General features: G+C 44.1%; 21 protein-coding genes and 1 tRNA gene. 15 read left to right on the plus strand and 7 right to left on the minus strand.

Going from position 1 to position 18,902, the window contains the following annotated elements:
* Nucleotides 1-66 precede the first annotated feature (66 nt).
* The 3 genes from rpmG to nusG all read left to right on the plus strand — a co-directional run bounded on the left by rpmG (nt 67) and on the right by nusG (nt 1,272).
* On the plus strand, nt 67-219 hold the full coding sequence (rpmG, locus tag J1C81_RS00860; RefSeq protein WP_002894024.1) for a 50S ribosomal protein L33: 153 nt from the start codon (nt 67-69) through the stop codon (nt 217-219).
* Nucleotides 220-228: 9 nt separating this feature from the next.
* Nucleotides 229-408, plus strand: coding sequence for a preprotein translocase subunit SecE (secE, locus tag J1C81_RS00865; protein WP_002894022.1), 180 nt, complete (start codon nt 229-231; stop codon nt 406-408).
* Nucleotides 409-735: 327 nt separating this feature from the next.
* A complete protein-coding gene (gene nusG, locus J1C81_RS00870) occupies nt 736-1,272 on the plus strand; it encodes a transcription termination/antitermination protein NusG (protein ID WP_002894018.1) in 537 nt (178 codons plus the stop codon).
* A gap of 231 nt (nt 1,273-1,503) precedes the next feature.
* Here nusG and J1C81_RS00875 read toward each other — a convergent pair whose 3' ends face one another.
* Nucleotides 1,504-2,196 (minus strand): hypothetical protein, encoded by a 693-nt coding sequence (locus J1C81_RS00875; protein WP_002916678.1) that lies wholly within the window; start codon nt 2,194-2,196, stop codon nt 1,504-1,506.
* A 129-nt stretch (nt 2,197-2,325) separates the two neighbouring features.
* Nucleotides 2,326-2,396 (minus strand) — tRNA-Cys (locus J1C81_RS00880).
* A gap of 307 nt (nt 2,397-2,703) precedes the next feature.
* On the opposite strand from J1C81_RS00880, the gene rpsB reads away from it, so the two are divergent.
* The gene (gene rpsB, locus J1C81_RS00885; RefSeq protein WP_002894015.1) at nt 2,704-3,486 is read left to right on the plus strand and encodes a 30S ribosomal protein S2; all 783 of its coding nucleotides are present in this window, start codon (nt 2,704-2,706) and stop codon (nt 3,484-3,486) included.
* 72 nt (nt 3,487-3,558) lie between these two features.
* Nucleotides 3,559-4,602 carry a translation elongation factor Ts gene (gene tsf, locus J1C81_RS00890; RefSeq protein ID WP_002894014.1) on the plus strand — a complete coding sequence of 348 codons (1,044 nt, stop codon included), beginning with the start codon at nt 3,559-3,561 and terminating at the stop codon, nt 4,600-4,602.
* A gap of 101 nt (nt 4,603-4,703) precedes the next feature.
* Here the strand turns inward: tsf and J1C81_RS00895 are convergent, their stop codons facing one another.
* Complete coding sequence (locus J1C81_RS00895) at nt 4,704-5,153, minus strand: hypothetical protein (RefSeq protein ID WP_002916677.1); 450 nt, start codon at nt 5,151-5,153, stop codon at nt 4,704-4,706.
* 185 nt (nt 5,154-5,338) lie between these two features.
* On the opposite strand from J1C81_RS00895, the gene J1C81_RS00900 reads away from it, so the two are divergent.
* From J1C81_RS00900 to J1C81_RS00940, 9 genes are all read left to right on the plus strand, one after another.
* Nucleotides 5,339-5,803 carry a CtsR family transcriptional regulator gene (locus tag J1C81_RS00900; protein WP_002916676.1) on the plus strand — a complete coding sequence of 155 codons (465 nt, stop codon included), beginning with the start codon at nt 5,339-5,341 and terminating at the stop codon, nt 5,801-5,803.
* Complete coding sequence (locus J1C81_RS00905; protein ID WP_002916675.1) at nt 5,804-8,233, plus strand: ATP-dependent Clp protease ATP-binding subunit; 2,430 nt, start codon at nt 5,804-5,806, stop codon at nt 8,231-8,233.
* A gap of 82 nt (nt 8,234-8,315) precedes the next feature.
* Nucleotides 8,316-9,059 (plus strand): DUF4272 domain-containing protein, encoded by a 744-nt coding sequence (locus J1C81_RS00910; protein WP_002916674.1) that lies wholly within the window; start codon nt 8,316-8,318, stop codon nt 9,057-9,059.
* A gap of 42 nt (nt 9,060-9,101) precedes the next feature.
* The gene (locus tag J1C81_RS00915) at nt 9,102-9,587 is read left to right on the plus strand and encodes a hypothetical protein (protein WP_002916673.1); all 486 of its coding nucleotides are present in this window, start codon (nt 9,102-9,104) and stop codon (nt 9,585-9,587) included.
* Nucleotides 9,571-9,972: a DUF4430 domain-containing protein gene (locus J1C81_RS00920; protein WP_002905510.1), complete on the plus strand. Its 402-nt coding sequence runs from the start codon at nt 9,571-9,573 to the stop codon at nt 9,970-9,972. Before J1C81_RS00915 ends, J1C81_RS00920 begins: the two co-directional genes overlap by 17 nt.
* A 186-nt stretch (nt 9,973-10,158) precedes the next feature.
* Nucleotides 10,159-11,217 (plus strand): AAA family ATPase, encoded by a 1,059-nt coding sequence (locus J1C81_RS00925; RefSeq protein ID WP_002916672.1) that lies wholly within the window; start codon nt 10,159-10,161, stop codon nt 11,215-11,217.
* A gap of 21 nt (nt 11,218-11,238) precedes the next feature.
* Nucleotides 11,239-12,054, plus strand: coding sequence for a nicotinamide riboside transporter PnuC (pnuC, locus tag J1C81_RS00930; protein ID WP_002916671.1), 816 nt, complete (start codon nt 11,239-11,241; stop codon nt 12,052-12,054).
* A gap of 56 nt (nt 12,055-12,110) precedes the next feature.
* Entirely contained in the window at nt 12,111-12,899 is a 789-nt protein-coding gene (locus tag J1C81_RS00935) for an NUDIX domain-containing protein (protein ID WP_032909977.1), read from the plus strand.
* A 161-nt stretch (nt 12,900-13,060) separates the two neighbouring features.
* On the plus strand, nt 13,061-13,810 hold the full coding sequence (locus J1C81_RS00940) for a hypothetical protein (protein ID WP_002916669.1): 750 nt from the start codon (nt 13,061-13,063) through the stop codon (nt 13,808-13,810).
* Between the two features lie 40 nt (nt 13,811-13,850).
* Here J1C81_RS00940 and dusB read toward each other — a convergent pair whose 3' ends face one another.
* Together dusB and hslO are read right to left on the minus strand one after the other, a co-directional pair.
* A complete protein-coding gene (gene dusB / locus J1C81_RS00945; protein ID WP_002916668.1) occupies nt 13,851-14,828 on the minus strand; it encodes a tRNA dihydrouridine synthase DusB in 978 nt (325 codons plus the stop codon).
* Nucleotides 14,815-15,687, minus strand: coding sequence for an Hsp33 family molecular chaperone HslO (hslO, locus tag J1C81_RS00950; protein WP_002916667.1), 873 nt, complete (start codon nt 15,685-15,687; stop codon nt 14,815-14,817). The genes dusB and hslO overlap by 14 nt, the downstream gene beginning before the upstream one ends.
* Before the next feature lie 118 nt (nt 15,688-15,805).
* On the opposite strand from hslO, the gene J1C81_RS00955 reads away from it, so the two are divergent.
* Nucleotides 15,806-16,624, plus strand: a complete 819-nt coding sequence (locus J1C81_RS00955) for an ADP-ribosylglycohydrolase family protein (protein WP_002916665.1) — start codon at nt 15,806-15,808, stop codon at nt 16,622-16,624.
* 76 nt (nt 16,625-16,700) lie between these two features.
* Here J1C81_RS00955 and J1C81_RS00960 read toward each other — a convergent pair whose 3' ends face one another.
* Together J1C81_RS00960 and J1C81_RS00965 are read right to left on the minus strand one after the other, a co-directional pair.
* A complete protein-coding gene (locus J1C81_RS00960; protein WP_002902094.1) occupies nt 16,701-17,957 on the minus strand; it encodes a toxic anion resistance protein in 1,257 nt (418 codons plus the stop codon).
* 24 nt (nt 17,958-17,981) lie between these two features.
* Entirely contained in the window at nt 17,982-18,827 is an 846-nt protein-coding gene (locus tag J1C81_RS00965) for a membrane protein (protein WP_002916664.1), read from the minus strand.
* Between the last annotated feature and the right edge of the window lie 75 nt (nt 18,828-18,902).

The following is an 18,902-nucleotide window of genomic DNA, read 5'->3' on the forward strand; positions in this document are numbered from 1 at the left end:
TTTAAAAGAGCTGAACGGCTTGTCAAAAGTATAGAATCCTGCTATAATAAGAAAGATGGAGGCGTTATGGCATTAAAAAAAGCGAGTCTAGCGTGTACAGTCTGTGGTTCTAGGAACTACTCGGTTAAGCTCAGTAGCACTCCAAAACCAACGCGTTTAGAAGTTAATAAATTTTGTAAGCATTGCAGTAAATACACCCTGCATAAAGAAACTAGATAGGAGATTGTTGTGAAATTCTTTAAAGATGTTTTTAAACTATTGAAAGATACAACTTGGCCTACCCGAAAAGAAAGATGGACAGATTTTATTTCTGTCATGGAATACACTGCATTCTTTGTAGTAATCATCTATATCTTTGACAAAGTAGTGGCAAGCGGTCTATTCCAGATTCTGAATATTTTCTCTTAACAACTGAAGTAGAAATAGAGAAGAATCTTGCGGCAGCCATATCATTCAAAGTCCCACCTATTGTGAGTAGGTGGGATTTTTGGCGTATGTCCTTATTTACGCGCCGACAATTTCAAAAAAATCAAATCTATCTATAATTCATCGTTTGAAATAAAAATTTCTCATACTAGACAACACCGATTCAAGAATTTTTGGGCAGAATTAAAAGGCTTTGATTTGTCAGGAAAATAGTTATTAAATTCCTTTGCATTTGGGGAAATTATGGTATAATAGGGCTAGAAAGAAGCAGAAGCCCGCAGGCTTTTTTATTTAGGAAAGGATGAACTCATGGACAGTTTTGACAAAGGTTGGTTTGTACTGCAGACCTATTCAGGCTATGAAAACAAGGTAAAAGAAAATCTTTTGCAGCGCGCTCAGACTTATAATATGCTGGAAAATATCTTGCGCGTGGAAATCCCTACTCAGACCGTGCAAGTAGAGAAAAATGGCAAGACCAAGGAAATCGAAGAAAATCGCTTCCCTGGTTATGTTTTGGTGGAAATGGTCATGACAGATGAAGCTTGGTTTGTCGTGCGGAATACTCCGAATGTAACAGGATTTGTCGGTTCACACGGAAACCGCTCTAAACCAACGCCGCTCTTGGAAGAAGAGATTCGCAACATTCTCATCTCCATGGGCCAAACAGTGCAGGAGTTTGACTTGGACGTTAAGGTTGGGGATACTGTTCGTATCATCGATGGTGCCTTCACTGACTATACAGGTAAGATTACGGAGATTGATAATAACAAGGTCAAGATGATTATTTCCATGTTTGGTAATGACACCGTGGCCGAAGTTAATCTTAGCCAAATTGCAGAGCTTTAATTGACGAAGTCGCTATCCTCGTCAAAAATAAAATCCAAGACTTAAAAAGGTCTTGGATTTTTGTGTTTTTGGAGCCAATTGTAAGATTACTTATCCTTAATGACGGAGTCAATAATATCTTTGGTTTGTTTCATTTGATAGGTAGACATTACCCCAACGATTTGATTATTCTGAGTAGAGAAATTAATAGAGTTCTATAAAATCTAAAGTTTAAAATAGCAAATTTACATTTTACGGTTCAACAATCTGATAGACTTTATCTTGATCGAACATGACGCTGTAATCTTTGCCATCTTGACCTTTCCATCCAAAAACAGTTGAGTGGCCAAAGACTGCGATTGTTTCTGGGCGTCCATGTTTAGCAACGACCTCCTGCGCGGACATCCCAGGTTGCACATCCTTGAGATTGTTGATTTTCTTAGGATTAGGTAGGCTGGCTGTCTTGGTAGTTACTGCTCCCTGGTCACTAAAACTTATCAAGATGCTGTAATCAGTTCCTCGCCAAAAGCCGCCACTTCCCATATCTGAGTCAGCGGGTCCCATTTTGCTGACAACCTCATCTTTGGTGCTGGGAGTAGGACCAGCAGATCCTATAAGGGACTCAACTTTTATGGTTTTAAATTCAGCCCATTTTGGAATTTCAGGGATATCCCCAAGAGCTTCCAGAGCCTCTCCCTGATCAATTAGGCTGATTTGAGCATTAGGGTCCTTGCGAGTATTAGAGCTAGAAGAAGTAGAGTAGTCTTCATCATCTTCACTAGAAGAGGAACTTTTTTTGCTAGATTCCTTTGTTGAGGTTGAACTTTTCGAAGCTTTGAGGGAGCTAGGCGTCTTTTTTCTTTGCTGTGTCTGCTTGGCAGGCATGCAGGCTGAGAGAGCTAGCAGAGAGAGAAGGCTGAGGGCATAGAAGCTGACTTTTTTCATAATCAATCTTTTTTCCTTTCGCTGATGATGAATGATGTTTTTATAATATTATATCAGCAAAATTTGCTAGAAACAATAGGAAATGCAATAAAAAAGCCCTTTGAGGGACTTCTAGAAATATATTTACGAAGGCGGTAGACGGATTTGAACCGACGATCAAGCTTTTGCAGAGCCGTGCCTTACCACTTGGCTATACCGCCGCGACTCTTATTATTCTATCGTAAATACTTGCTTTCGTCAAGAGTCTTTCATAGTCAAAGCAGAAAATATTAGATGTTCCTATTCTGAACAATTTGGAGAATAAATGTTCTGCTGAGAAGTGGGAATAGTGGCTAGCGGAAGAAAATCTGGTAAATGCCTTGTCAAAGAGCTGCGCTTTTGTTATAATAGAGGTTGCCGTGTAAATGGCAAAATACTCATTTTAGATGAATTGTGGGACTGTTGCCCTCGGGTGGTTCTGCGAGCTGAAATCTAAAAGAGGAAAAAAACAAAAAGGAGAATTTACTCATGGCAGTAATTTCAATGAAACAACTTCTTGAGGCTGGTGTTCACTTTGGTCACCAAACTCGTCGCTGGAACCCTAAGATGGCTAAGTACATCTTCACTGAGCGTAATGGCATCCACGTAATCGACTTGCAGCAAACTGTAAAGTATGCTGACCAAGCTTACGATTTTATGCGTGATGCTGCTGCTAACGATGCAGTTATCCTCTTCGTTGGTACTAAAAAGCAAGCTGCTGACGCTGTCAAAGAAGAAGCAGAACGTTCAGGTCAATACTTCATCAACCACCGTTGGTTGGGTGGAACTCTTACAAACTGGTCTACTATCCAAAAACGTGTAGCTCGTTTGAAAGAAATCAAACGCATGGAAGAAGACGGAACTTTCGAAGTTCTTCCTAAGAAAGAAGTCGCTCTTCTCAACAAACAACGTGCTCGTCTTGAAAAATTCTTGGGCGGTATCGAAGATATGCCTCGCATCCCAGATGTGATGTACGTAGTTGACCCTCATAAAGAGCAAATCGCTGTTAAGGAAGCTAAGAAATTAGGTATCCCAGTGGTTGCCATGGTTGATACTAACACTGATCCTGATGATATCGATGTTATCATCCCAGCTAACGACGATGCAATCCGTGCGGTTAAATTGATCACTGCGAAAATGGCTGATGCTGTTATCGAAGGCCGTCAAGGTGAAGATAGCGTTGAATCAGTAGAAGCAGAATTGGCTGCAACTGAAACTCAAGCAGATTCTATCGAAGAAATCGTTGAAGTTGTTGAAGGTTCAAACGAATAATCAGTAAACTAACCTAAAGGGGCAGGGCTCAGCCCAGCTCCTTTATTTACATTAAAAAATAGGAGAAGAAAAATGGCAGAAATTACAGCTAAGCTTGTCAAAGAATTGCGTGAAAAATCTGGTGCTGGTGTCATGGACGCTAAAAAAGCACTTGTTGAAACTGATGGTGACATCGAAAAAGCGATTGAATTGCTTCGCGAAAAAGGGATGGCAAAAGCAGCTAAGAAAGCTGACCGTGTTGCTGCTGAAGGTCTGACAGGTGTTTACGTAAACGGTAATGTTGCCGCTGTTGTTGAAGTGAATGCTGAAACTGACTTCGTTGCGAAAAATGCTCAATTCGTTGATTTGGTAAATGCAACTGCGAAAGTAATCGCTGAAGGCAAACCAGCTAACAACGAAGAAGCGCTTGCTTTGACAATGCCTTCAGGTGAAACTCTTGAAGCTGCATACGTATCTGCAACTGCAACTATCGGAGAAAAAATCTCTTTCCGTCGCTTTGCATTGATTGAAAAGACAGATGCTCAACACTTCGGTGCTTACCAACACAATGGTGGCCGTATCGGTGTTATCTCCGTTATCGAAGGTGGAGACGATGCTCTTGCTAAGCAAATCTCTATGCACATCGCTGCGATGAAACCAACTGTTCTTTCATACAAAGAATTGGATGAGCAATTTGTCAAAGATGAATTGGCACAATTGAACCATGTCATCGATCAAGACAACGAAAGCCGTGCAATGGTTGGTAAACCAGCTCTTCCACACTTGAAATACGGTTCTAAAGCTCAATTGACTGATGCAGTTGTTGCTCAAGCTGAAGAAGACATCAAGGCTGAGTTGGCTGCAGAAGGCAAACCAGAAAAGATCTGGGACAAGATCATCCCAGGTAAAATGGACCGCTTCATGCTTGACAACACTAAAGTTGACCAAGCATACACACTTCTTGCACAAGTATACATCATGGATGACAGCAAGACAGTTGAAGCTTACCTTGAATCAGTAAATGCTTCAGTAGTTGAGTTCGCTCGCTTTGAAGTTGGTGAAGGTATCGAGAAAGCTGCTAACGACTTTGAAAACGAAGTAGCTGCAACAATGGCTGCTGCTCTTGGTCAAAACTAATCGTTTTTAGCTTAGAAATAGAACGATAAAAAGGTCTGAGATTTTTTCTCAGACCTTTTTTATAGGTTTTTTAAACATCCAGTTCAGAATGGTGAGTAGCATCATTTAGCTGCTTTTTCTCTTTCTTCCTTATGAGCAATCAAGCCGTTGGTAAAAATCAACACTGCCAAGAGGAAGAGAAGCACTGTCGTTTGGGGGTAAGTCAAGCTAAACTGGTAGACTTTGGTAATAAACAAAAGGGGCAGAGTAACCACCATCATAATCAGAAAGCTATACCATTTGACTCGGTTGCTGACCAGCTCCTGTTCGAAGAGTAAGGGAGCATAAAGACAAGCGATGAGAGCTCCGATAGGAATATCAACGTAATCAGCAGAAAAGATGGTGAAAATACTCAGAGCTGCAAAGAGCCATTTGAGTACATGACGAGAATAGTTGAGCCAATCCATTTTCATTGGATTATCCTCCTTGTTTAGATGATAGTTGGCAGGCAGGAGTTTCTGTCTGTCTTTTCCTTGTGGATTTCCACCTATATTATAACGCTTTAAAAGCAAAAAGCAAGCGGTTACACAAGTCTATCGAAGCTTTTTCACTAGTTTGAATTGTCAGACCTTTCAGTCATCCCTTTTTCTTTCAAAATAAAGACTTTTCCGGTATAATATTAGTCAAAGATAGTCAATGTTAGAGAAGCAAGGAAAAAAGAAATTTATTCTGAAATTCTCAACTGGAAAGGAAAGTCATGGGTGCAAAAAACACATCGGACAGTATTGAAGCATATATCAAGTCGATTCTGGCTCAGGCAGGGATGGTTGAACTGAAACGCAGTGAACTGGCTGATGTTTTTCAGGTGGTTCCCAGTCAGATTAACTATGTGATTAAGACTCGTTTTACGGAAAGTCGGGGCTATATCGTCGAGAGTAAGCGTGGTGGCGGCGGCTATATTCGGATTGGAAAGATTGAATTTTCCGACCAGCATCAGATGCTTTGTGGCCTATGCGACAGTGTGGGAGAACGTGTCAGCCAGCAGGTTTTTACAGATGTTATTCAGCTTCTTTTTGACGAGAAGATTATGACTGAACGTGAGGGCAATCTAATCTTATCAACAGCAACGGACTCGATTTTGGGTGATGGAGCTGCGGTGATTCGTGCCCGGATATTAAAAAAGATTTTACAACAACTAGACAGAAAAGGAATGGAATCATAAATGAAATACTCAAAAGCCTTAATAGAAAGCTTGGAAGCAGCTCAGCTCTTGGCCGGCCATTTTACGACAGATTATCTGGAATCATGGCATCTGTTGATTGCTCTGGCTAATAATCCCTACAGCGTTGCTGGTTCAGTCCTCAATGAGTTTCCTGTGGAAGTTGATGGATTTGAAGAAGCGGCTTTTCAGATTACTGGTCAGGCTTATCAGAAAGACGGTCACTTTGAGCTGCTGCCTTTTTCTTATCGCTTAGAGGAGTTGTTTGAGGAGGCGGGGCAGATTGCAGAAGCTGTTCGGGCTAAGCATATAGGTACTGAGCATGTGCTGCTGGCCATGCTATTTGACCGAGGGACCTTAGCCTCTCGTATCCTGGAATTTACCGGCTTTAGCTACGAGGATAAGGAGCAGGGGCCGAAAATCAGTGATTTGCGAAAGGTCTTGGAGCAGCGAGCTGGCTGGGTCAAGGAAGATATTAAGGCTATTCGCAGTCTGAATAAGGGGGTAATGGCTGCCAAGCAGACCATGGCTAATATGATGGGGATGCCGGCTTCTACTAGCGGAGGCCTAGAAGACTACACCCGTGATCTGACGGAGCTGGCTAGAGATGGCCGATTGGAGCCCGTCATTGGCCGTGATCAGGAAATTTCACGGATAGTTCGGATTCTCAGTCGCAAGACTAAAAACAATCCAGTCTTGGTTGGAGACGCTGGGGTTGGTAAGACGGCTCTGGCCTTAGGATTGGCCCAGCGTGTAGCAGCTGGTCAGGTTCCTGCTGAACTTGCCAAGATGCGGGTTTTGGAGCTGGACTTGATGAATGTGGTTGCTGGCACTCGCTTTCGCGGAGATTTCGAGGAGCGGATGAACAACATTATCAATGACATTGAAGAAGATGGTCATGTCATTCTCTTCATCGACGAGCTGCATACCATCATGGGCTCTGGTAGCGGTATTGACTCGACCTTGGATGCGGCTAATATCCTGAAACCGGCTCTGGCTCGCGGAACATTGCGGACAGTTGGTGCTACGACGCAGGAAGAGTACCAGAAACATATTGAAAAAGACGCTGCTCTTTCTAGGCGTTTTGCCAAGGTCAGCATAGAAGAGCCTAATGTAGCTGATAGCATTGCTATTTTACAAGGTCTGAGAAAGAGCTATGAGGACCATCACAAGGTACAGATTAGTGATCAGGCTATCGAGACAGCGGTGAAATATGCCCATCGCTATCTGACTAGCAAGCACCTGCCGGACTCTGCCATTGATCTTTTGGACGAGGCCAGTGCGACAGTCCAGAACAGAGGACCGCAGAATTACGAGCAGTCGGATTTGACTCCAGTGGATCAAGCCTTGATGGCAGCGGACTTTAAAAAGGTTTCACAACTGCTTGAGCAAGAGCAGAAACCCAAGCTCTATAAACTGAAAGTGGAAGAAGACGATGTTTTGGCTACTCTGAGTGCTTTGTCTGGTATTCCAGTGCAGAAGCTGACTCAGACAGATGCGAAGAAATACCTCAACTTGGAAACAGAACTGCATAAACGCGTGATTGGACAGGACGAGGCGATTTCAGCTATCAGCCGAGCTATCCGACGCAACCAGTCTGGTATCCGCAGCAGCAAGCGGCCGATTGGCTCCTTTATGTTCCTCGGTCCGACAGGAGTCGGGAAGACAGAGCTAGCCAAGGCCTTGGCCGAAAGTCTCTTTGATGACGAATCTGCACTCATCCGCTTTGATATGAGTGAGTACATGGAGAAATTCGCAGCTAGCCGCCTCAACGGAGCCCCTCCAGGCTATGTAGGCTATGAAGAAGGAGGCGAACTGACTGAGAAGGTACGCAACAGACCTTATTCTGTCCTGCTTTTCGATGAGGTGGAAAAGGCGCATCCGGATATTTTCAATGTTCTCCTGCAGGTCTTGGATGACGGTCAGCTGACTGACAGCAAGGGCCGCAAGGTGGACTTCTCCAATACGATTATTATCATGACCAGCAATCTGGGAGCAACCAGTTTGCGGGATGATAAGACGGTAGGTTTTGGGGCTCGGGATATCCGCTTGGACCACGCCAATATGGAAAAACGGATGCTGGAAGAACTCAAGAAAGCTTATCGACCTGAGTTTATCAACCGTATTGACGAGAAGGTAGTCTTCCACAGTTTATCTGCAGAAGATATGCAGGAAGTGGTCAAGGTTATGGTCAAACCGCTCATTGCCAGTCTCGCCGAGAAGGGAATTGAGCTGAAGTTTCAGGCTAGTGCACTTAAGCTGCTGGCTCAGGAAGGCTACGATGTGGAAATGGGAGCACGGCCATTGCGCCGCACTCTGCAGACTCAGGTGGAGGACAAGCTGTCTGAGCTCCTCTTGACAGGAGACTTGACGACGGGTCAAACTCTTAAGGTCGGGGTCAAAGCTGGTCAACTCAAGTTCGAAGTGGCCTAGAAAGCGAACCTTGCAATGGGAAATTGTGTGCTCGCGGTTAATCCCTGATAGCAATTATACCGAACAGTTATTTCATCATTCAATGAAATTGGGAATTGAAGGATTGGAGGCTGATATGTCGTTTTTTAAAGATTTATTTGCAGGCAAGCGAGCCAGAGTGAAAAAACCAGAAGAGCGCAAAGCGGCTAGTATCCAGCGCTTGAAAAAGGAGGGGATTCCTTACCTTGAGCATTTGCCGGTCATCGAAAGTGCTGAGCAGGTACGGCCGCGCTCGCTAGAAGAAATTGCGCGTCGGGCTATTACCAGCCTCTTGATTATTCAGGCGGCCTTGGATATCGAAAATAATAATTATAATGAGGAGAGCCGCCAGTGGCTGCAGGATAAACTGCAGCAATACGGGGTGCAGGAAGAGCTGACGCCCAAAGAAAGGGCAGTCTTGGAAAATCGTGCCGCCCCGGCAGCTATCATCAATATGGTTTGGAAATACGAGGCCTATTGGTCCCTGATTTGGTACTTAGGTCTAGTAGATACTTTGCCGTTTCCAGATAAAATTTGTGATTGTGATGCTGCTATTGACGCAGTCGCTAGTGCGGTTGACTTTCAGGAATTTCTAGGTAAATGTCAACCGCGCAGCCTAGAAGAGTTACTGGATGAGGATGATTTGATTTATCGTTATCATTGGGCCTGTGTTGATGCTCGGATTCATGACCAGCCAGCACCGGCAGGCCTTGATGAAAGTGTTGTTCTGGAGAGGCGGTCTGGCCTTGACTGGCTGCTGGGGCTGAATACGGCCCAAGACTGGGATGCTGTTGAGCTGCATACCTAGTCCAACTTCTCTTGATTCACTCAATTAGAAAAGGAGGTACCTTTGTCCGCTCGTAAAATGGCTAAAATTGCCATCCTATCGGCTTTATGTGTGGCCTTTCGCTATGCATTTTCCTTTTTGCCCAATGTGCAGCCTATTTCAGCTATCTTTTTCCTGATAGTTATCTTTGAGAATTTGCAGACTTCACTCCTAGTGATGGCTGTGACGATGTTTACATCAGCATTTCTTTTGGGAATGAGTCCGATTGTCCTCTTTCAGTTGCTGTCCTTTGGACTGATTCTTTGCCTTTGGCGACTGCTCTATCCTCGCTTAAATCTAGTGGGACAGGGAATAGCAGCAGCTCTCCTATCCTTTGGCTATGGCATTGCCATCGATACACTGACAGCCTTGCTTTACAACTATCACTGGTGGTCTTATGCGATTATCAACGCTTTGACCTTCAATATAGCGCACGGACTGTCGACCTTGTTTTTTTACCCACTCTTGTACCCTATTTTAAGGAGGCTCTATAATGAAAAAAATCTTTAGTTTGCTCACACTTGCTTTTGCCCTTCTCCTTGTTGGTTGCGGCAGCAGTCAGACCAATACTGACAAGAGCTCTAGCTCTGCTGATTCTTCTGTCAAAAAGGAACTGAAAATTAGCATCAGTATTGCACCAGAAGGTCAGGAGAAGAGCGAGAAAACGGTGGCTGTTGCAGAAGGAAAGACAGCTATGGATGCTTTGAAGAAGGCCTATAAGGTCGAAGAAAAAGATGGTTTTATCACTTCTATTGACGGTCATGCTCAGGATGAAGCAAAGGGTCTCTACTGGATGTTTAAGGTCAACGGAGAAATGGCTCCTAAGGCAGCCAATCAAATCACTGTCAAGGATGGAGACAAGCTGGAATTCTACCAAGAAGTCTATCAGCAATAAATCTTTTGTAAAAAGAATCTGATGCTCAAGGCATTAGGTTCTTTTTTTGTGCATTAGATACAGTTTTAAAGTGTCTTAAAATATTTTTATAAAATTTTATAAAAAACTATTGACAAAAAGAAAATATAGTTTATAATAAAAACATAGAAAGAACAAAATATAAAAAACAATAAAAAGGATAGAGCTATGAAAGAAAAAATTGCAATCGTATTTGGAACCTTTGCTCCCTTGCATCAGGGGCATATCGATTTGATTCAGAAAGCTAAGCGTTCTTACGACAAGGTACGCGTGGTGGTTTCTGGTTATCAGGGAGACCGTGGGCAGGAAGTGGGTCTGTCTCTGCAGAAGCGATTCCGCTATACGCGGGAGACTTTTGCTGATGATGAGCTGACCCAGGTTTATAAGCTAGATGAAACTTCTTTTCCTCGTTACCCTATGGGTTGGGACAAGTGGTTGCCAGGTTTATTGGAGTTGGTGGGCTATGATGCAGAACGCGAGGAGTTGATTTTCTTTGTCGGAGAATCAGACTATCAAGCGGAGCTGGTAAAGCGTGGTTTTGAAACCTGTTTGGAAGAGCGCCAGTTTGGTATCTCAGCTACGATGATTCGGGAAAATCCTAGTCGTTACTGGAAATATATCGCCCAACCTTTCCGTCGTCACTTTACTAAGAAAGTGCTGATTATGGGAAGCGCCAGCAATGGGAAAACAACCTTGGCTAAGGATTTGGCTCGTTACTATGATGCTCCAGTTAGTCTAGAATATGCTCGAGAATACCAGATTCAAAATAACGTGCGAGACGATGAGCTGACTCCTAAAGACTACTATTATCTGCTCTTAGGACAATATGCTCAGACTTCCCGCTTGATTGACAGCAGCGCCAACCGTGGTCTGGTCGTGGCTGATACAAATTCTCTGGTAACCAAGGCTTACTATGATTACTATCTGAAAGAAAGTCCGGTTCAGGATGAAGAGACAGATACCTTTGACAATCTCTTTGCAAGCATTTTGTCTAAGGAAAAATGGGATTTGATTCTCTTTGCTGAGCCGGTTGGGGCCTATGTCAACGATGGCTTTCGCGATATGAGTATGGCAGACGAGGCTATACGCAGTGATTTTTCCAGCTATCTGAAAAAGCTGAAAGAGCAGTGCTTGGCTCATATTCCGACTGTCTATCTGGCTGGCAGTTATTTGGACAATTATCAGGCGGCCAAAGAAGCGATCGACATGATTTATCAAGCGGATTAAAAAAGAAAGTGGTAAAATAGAATGGTAGTAAAAAAACAAAAACTCTCTCTTGCAGCTCTCTCCGCAGGACTAAAACAAAAATCTCAAACCTTTGTTCAGAATTTCCGCAATGTCTGTGCGGCAGCTAAAAAACAAGGTTTTAGCGGCATAGCGAAATTGTTCTGGCAGGATTTATTTGGCGGGCGCAGCTTGGCTCAATGGCTCTACTTGATTGCTCTTTCCAGTCTGCCTTTCATTCTGGAGTTCACCAGTGGTCAGGAGCAGCATGACTGGCTGGGTCTCTTTGCTTCCTGGACTGGCATCGTCTGCGTTATTCTAGTAGCCGAGGGGCGGGCCAGCAATTACCTATTTGGAGCGGTTAATTCGGCAATTTACCTCCTATTGTCTTTTCAGGCTAGCTTTTATGGAGAAGTGCTGACTACGGTCTACTTCTTTATCATGCAGCCAATCGGCCTTTATACTTGGCTGTCCAACCGGGTCAATGAGCAAGATAAGGAAGAGCCTTCTCATTTTGAAGCTAAGAAGCTAGACTGGCGTGGCTGGCTTAAATATTTGGCCTTGACTGCCTTGATTTGGATTGGTATGGGCTTTGCCTATAAGAGCATTCACAGTCACCGGCCTTTCCGTGATAGTGTGACAGATGCGACCAATGGTATCGGTCAGCTTCTTATGACTGGTCTCTATCGCGAGCAATGGCTTTTCTGGATTGCGACCAATCTCTTCAGTATCTATCTCTGGTGGGGTAGCAATCTCCATATCCAGGCCATGTACTGGGTCTATACCCTCAATAGTATCGTCGGATGGTATCAGTGGACCAAGGCGGTGAAGAAAGCTTAGACCAAAGCTTGAGATTTTTGATAGAAAAAGATAGCTTAGGAAAGGACGAAAAATTCATGACCAAACAGGATATCCCATCGGGAATGTCGGAAAAAGAGTACTACGAAACCATGGCGGATGAGTCCGCCTTTTTGGCATGGTACAAGATACAGGATTTACCCAAGTACGAGACACCCAGCGTAACAGCAGATATGGTGGCTTACTGTTTTGTGGATGGTCAGGTGAAACTCTTGGTCATCAAGCGTAAGGCTCATCCTTATCAGAATAAATATGCCCTAGTCGGAGGTTTTGTGGACAAGCATGAGGATGCCTATCAAGCCTGTATTCGGGAAGTAAAGGAAGAGGTGGGGCTGGAGATACCGCTGGAAAAGGTGGAACAGCTGATGACGGTTTCTACTCCAGGACGTGATCCGCGCGGTTGGGTCATCACCATTGCCCATCTGGTCTATCTGCCGGCCATAGCAGTAGACCAAGCGCAAGCTGGGGATGATGCCAAGGAAGTCACCTTTCTTGATGTTGACTTTAAGACTAGTAGTTTTAAAGATGGTGAACGGCTCCTGACAGCAGAGGACTTTGCCTTTGACCACTACCAAATCCTGTTGGAATCTATCAAGCGGATTCAGGGACGACTGGACTGGAATCCAACTTTTCTCCATCTGCTGGAATCACCGTTTACTGTCTATGAAGGGACTGAGCTGGTCAACCTCATCTCACCTAGACGCCCTATCGTTAGCAATAATTTTTTAGTAAAATTTGGAGAATACTTGGAGGAGGCTGGCGTTAAGCGCGTGCCAAAGAAGAAGCCGAGAAAAGTGTATCAGCTTAAGGTAGAAAAATCAGACTAAAAGAAAGTTGATTATATATTTCTCTTGCAGGACAAATTTGTCCTGTTTTTTCATTTTTAATTACGAATAGATAAGTAGGAGCGTGTTTCTCATGAAAAAAGAAGCAGATTGAAAAACAGAATTTCGCTTGAGTAAAAAATTTTTTGAAAAATATTATATAAATGATTGACATAGTAAATCTACAGTGTTACAATAATGTTACAAAAAGATTTCCAAATATTACAAGGAGACAAAAGATGAAAATACGTACTTATACAAAAATGATGGCAGCTGCAGTTCTGGCTTCTAGTTTGCTTTTAGGGGCATGTGGTAAGAAAGAAGAAAGTACAACAAGTGCTAGTTCTAGCAAGACTGTTCAGACTTCCTCTAGCTCAAAAGCCGCGTCATCCAGCAAGGCCAGCACTTTTCCTAAGGCTAGCAATAGCGCTTCTTCAGAAGGAGCAGTTGGCCAGCCTGGACAAGCCGAAATTCCTGCTAATCAGCAACAGTCTACTGTCGAAGCTCCTCAAGCCCAACAAACGCAGCCGCAGCAAGCTTCAGGTCGAAAAAATACTCAGTCTCAACCGGTTCAACCAGCCCAATCGCCAGAAAGCAATCGCCAGCTTCAAAATAAGCAGGCAGCCAGCAATGCTCGCTATAAAGGTGTCTTGACTATGGTGGATGGGGATTTCTCAGCTGCTACTGGTACTTGGAAGGATACCAATGGAAATACTGTGACTGTATCAGGTAATGGTCAATTCACAGTCCAGTCTGCAGATGGAAAGACTGATAATTATTCCATTGCTTCCTACTCTTATACACTGGATGATGGAAAATACAATGCGCAGTTAAGTGGCCAAGGCAATGCCAATCTGCAGATTACAACAGGAGCGGATGGTTCAGTAACAAGCGTTGTGGTGACCCAACCCTAAACAGAACAAAAAAGGAAGTCCAATGGGCTTCCTTTCGTTTTTATTTTTGAATTTGTAAGAGTTCTTCAATTTCAGCCAGACTTTCAGCTTGTGAAATAGCACCGCGGAGCTTGGCTGCTCCAGCAGTACCGCGCAGATAGTGCGGAGCTAGGCCCCGGAATTCGCGGATGGCTACATATTCTCCTTTGAGATTCACCAAGCGAGAAAGGTGATCGTGAGCGATTTTCATCTTGTCCTCGAAGCTGAGGTCTGGAAGAATTTCGCCGGTTTCAAAGTAGTGGTTGATTTGGTTAAAGAGGTAGGGATTTCCCATAGCAGCCCGTCCTACCATGACGGCATCTGCTCCGACTTCTTCAATCCGCTGTTTTGCGTCTTGGACGCTGCGAATATCTCCGTTAGCGATGAAAGGAATCTTGGTCAGAGCTTGGGCTACATCGTGCAAGGTCTCAAGGTCAGCATGACCAGTATACATTTGCTCACGGGTCCGCCCGTGCATAGCCAGGGCTGAGACGCCAGCGGCTTCAGCTGCTAGAGCATTTTCTACAGCTAGTGAGCTGTCAGACCAGCCAGTCCGCATCTTGACTGTCAGAGGAATATCTAGAACGGACTGGACCTTGTTGATGATTTTATAGATTTTCTCAGGATCCTTGAGCCATTTGGCTCCAGCTTCGTTTTTGACAATTTTATTGACCGGGCAGCCCATATTGATATCGACAATATCAGTTTTAGTGTTTTCTTGGATAAAGTCCGCTGCGCGGGCTAAACTGTCTTCGTCGCTGCCGAAAAGCTGGATAGAAACAGGATTTTCTCCCTCATCAATATGGAGCATGTGGAGGGTTTTTTCGTTGTTATACTGGATGCCTTTGTCAGAGACCATTTCCATGACGACCAAGCCTGCTCCTAGCTCTTTGGCAATGGTCCGAAAAGCAGAGTTGGTTACGCCGGCCATAGGCGCCAGAACTGTGCGGTTGGGAATTTCAACATTCCCAATCATAAAAGGGGTATTAAGATTTGTCACGAATCAGTTCCTCCAGGTCATTTTGGTCAAAGTGATAGGCTGTCTGGCAGAATTGGCAGATAATTTCAGCCCCTTGGTCTTGGTCACGCATCTCTTCTAAGTCAGCCTTTGGCAGAGTAGCCAAGGCATTCATGAAGCGCTCTTTGCTACAGTCGCACTGGAAGCGGATTTCCTCTTCAGACAGGCGTTTGTATGGCTCATCACCATAGATGGCAGCCAGCAGAGCTTCGATATGGTCATCGGACTCCAGCAGTTTTGAGATAGCAGGCATTTCTTGGATTCGCTTCTCAAAGCGGGCGATTTCAGCTTCCTTGGCACCAGGCAGAACTTGTACCAAGAAACCGCCAGCAACCTTAACTTTATCATTCTCATCCAAGAGAACATTGAGGCCAACTGCGGAAGGTGTTTGCTGGCTTTCGGTCAGGTAGAAGGCTAGGTCTTCGCCGATTTCTCCAGAGATGAGAGGAGTCATGGAGTTATACGGGTTGCCCGTACCATAGTCCGTGATGACGAGGAATTCTCCTTGCCCGACAAAAGGACCAACCAGAACTTCGCCGGTGGCAGTCTTTTTGATATCTACACCGGGATTTTGCACATAGCCTTTGACATTGCCCTCGGTATCTGCCACTGTGATAATCGCGCCTAGTGAGCTGGTCCCGAGAATCTTGACGGTAATCTTGGTCTGGCCTTTTTCATTTGCAGCTAAAATTTGACTGGCAATCAGTGTGCGGCCAAGTGCAACGGTAGAGCTTGCTTGAGTTTGATGTTTTTCTTGAGCGATCCGAACCGTCTCTGTGCTATCCAGCACATAAGCTCGGAAAGAACCATTTTCTGAGATAGTTTTGATAATTTTGTCCATACCTCTTATTTTAACACAAAATAGAAAAACAAGCGCATGACTGTGCTTGTTTTTTGGGGTTAGGAAGAATTTTAAGATCAAAAATAGTATAATAAAATAAAAAACAAAGGAGGCTATTATGAATCAATCTTTAAAAGCGGCAGTCTATGGTTTGGCGGTAGCTGATGCATTAGGAGTTCCGTATGAATTTTTAACCCGAGGCAGTTTTAAAGCGGTTGAGATGGTGGGCTATGGCAGCCATCAGCAACCAGCTGGTACTTGGTCAGATGATACCAGCCTTGTTTTGGCGACCTGTGATTCTATCAGGGAAAAAGGTAAGATTGACCCTGCCGATATGCAGCAGCGGTTTAAAAATTGGCTCTTCGAGGGAGCATACACACCAGCTGGTTTGACTTTCGATGTAGGAAATGCGACTCGCGAAGCATTGACAAGGGGACACGGTCTATCTGATGAATATTCCAATGGAAATGGTTCTTTGATGCGGATTCTGCCCCTAGCCTTTACGGCAGCTAGTCCGTCTGATATTGAAGCTGTTTCCAGTATTACACATGCCCATGCGACTTCCGTAGAGGCCTGCCAGCTTTATGTGAATATTGCTCGTAGGCTCTTAAAAGGCCAGCAACTAGAGGAAATACTATCAGGCTTAGAGACTAGTACGACCTATGCTCGTTTGCAAACTTTAGCAGAGTTAGCAGAAGACGACATTCGCTCTAGTGGCTATGTGGTGGATACCTTGGAAGCAGCACTGTGGTGTCTGCTGACTAGCACTTCTTATCCGGAAACCGTCCTGAAAGCTGTTAATCTAGGCGATGACACTGATACAGTAGCAGCAGTTGCTGGCGGTCTGGCTGGTATCATCTATGGTTTGGAAGGGATTCCTGACAACTGGTTAGCCCAGCTGCGCAATAAAGAACTACTGGAAAGCTGCTTGTTTTAAAGGGATAATCGGAAGACAGGACTGTATTGATCATTTAAAAAGTAAAACATTAAAAGAGCCACCTAGGCTCTTTTACTTATTCTGTAGTTAATTCTTTCTGGGCTTCCTTGCCTTGGTCCAATAGGGCTTGGATAATCTTTTGATCACGCAATTTGACAGAGTTATTGATGGTCTCTGCAGACTGGATAACAGTAGCTTCTAGCAGAGCGCGTTTTTCCCGTCCTTTATCAATGGCTTCGATGATGCCTTGGTTTTGTGCGACGAGGCTTTCTGCCAGCTTAGTGACAGACTCAACAGCGATAGTAGGGCTTTGAGAAATCCGCTCCAGCTGAGGAATGACTTCCTTGCTCGTTTCGGCGAGCATTTGAAGGGCAGCATTATTCGCATTAGAGATGGCGTCAGCTACCTGACCGGACTTCATCGATTGCTGGAGGATCCCTAACTGGGCGATAGACAGTTTCATAGTTGGAATGGTATTTCGACGGAGCATTCCTAGCTTCTGGCGCATATCAGAGGAAACCTTGACCAGATTACGCATTTGAGGCGTTGTCGCCCAAGCCACATAGAGACGGCTGACATATTCAGTGTGTTGCTGCTCTAGGGTATTGACCACCTCTGTCATTCGAGCTAATTCTTGCGATTTAACTTGATAGTCAACGGTTGTCATATCTAGCTGAGCAACTTCAGCCTGCAGCTTGAGCGCTCGATTGCCAGATTCTTGCTGAGCAGCTTCGATAAAGGAAATAACTCCAACTAGGTTTTCAATCGATTTGGTATTGTCCTCAATCAGCATTTCAGCAGAAACAATATTGCGAGCCAGAACATCCTCTTGCTTGACGACGGTTGCAGCCATGCCGTCCATTTTCTGCTCAATATTTTGTGAGTCAAAATAGAATTCTTGAAGAGTGTTTTTGCTCTGTTTGAAGAGTTTTTCCAAGAAATTAGGCTTTTTGTCCAGTTCCGCTACTTGAGCATCCTTGTATTTTGCGACAAAGCCATTGAGTTCTTTGTTGGTATTTTTTAAAAGCTCATCTACCTGGGGAATTTGTAATTTTTTCTGCTCGGCTAAGATACGATTGACAGTGCCGTTGACCTCTTCTACAGCAGATTGGCCAAAGTCCAGCAAGGCATTTTGGTCCGATACGAAATTATCCACCAGCTGCGGAGCTTTAGCTGTAATCGCATTCTGTTGCTCAGGGGTCAGCTTTTCCAGAAAAGTTAGCTGGCCATTTTCTTGAGTCGTATTGGCTTCGATGATTTCTGTTGTTTTGTCGCTTTTGCTGATGGCATTGTTAGCAATTTTATCAATATCAAAATTAAATTCTTGGCTCATAGTTTCTCCTTTGGTTTATATAGCTTAAAGACCAGTTTCTGTTTGTTTTTCCTTGTCTAAGATGCGCAGACTAATGTCAAAGTCCCTCAAATCAGCTTCATTTAACTGGCGCAGTGCTTCGTCTAGGTCCAAGTCAAACTGCTCGATAGCTGCTTTGGCCTTGGCTAGCCGCTCTTCTGCATTGTAAAAATCTTTGGGAGAAGCTTTGATTTTGAGGTAGCCTTCTAAAATATCTTCGTAGTGCTCCATCTGGGACTGATGAATGGCAGTCAGTTCTTCCTTATTATTGCTTTCGGATTGAGAGATTTTTTGAAGAATGGCCTCATGGTCAATCTGAATATTGCGAACCGTAGCGACCAATTCTGGGGATAGCTCTTCTAGACTAGTTTTCTTAGGCTGCGCTTCTTTTCGTTTTTTCTCTCGTTCAATCTTTTTCAGTTGTTCATCGATTTCATCGGTGACAGTACGAATTTTGGTCTGGATTCGCTGGTAGACCGAAGTAGGAATTTCTCCTCGTAGGTCGTTAGCAGCATTTTTGATATAGGTTAGCTGGGGAAGAATTTCTAGAGCTAAATTCTGATAGCTTTCTTGGTCACCATCTTCTTGGTAGCCTTCCAATTCTTTAATACGGCGGTCAGCATGGCCAATCTCTGATTTCAAATCTTCAATCCGGCCAATGCTGGCTTGTTTAGCTTCAATCCGAACTTTTTTCTGGCTTTGGTGGCGATAGATTCCGTAGCCAATAGCCCCCAGAATAGCTATGGGAATTAGATAGCTGGCTACAGCTCCAGAACCAAATACAAATACAAGTATCCAAATCCAGCTAAACCATTCTGGTTGCTGGTTGGAATCATCATTTCTCCTCGACATGGACGTTTCTCTTTCTTCTCAATGTGATATCTCTATTTTAACATAAAAGCTGATTTTTGAAGGATAAAGATTAAA

This window comes from Streptococcus sanguinis (assembly GCF_050225395.1).
GTDB lineage: Bacteria > Bacillota > Bacilli > Lactobacillales > Streptococcaceae > Streptococcus.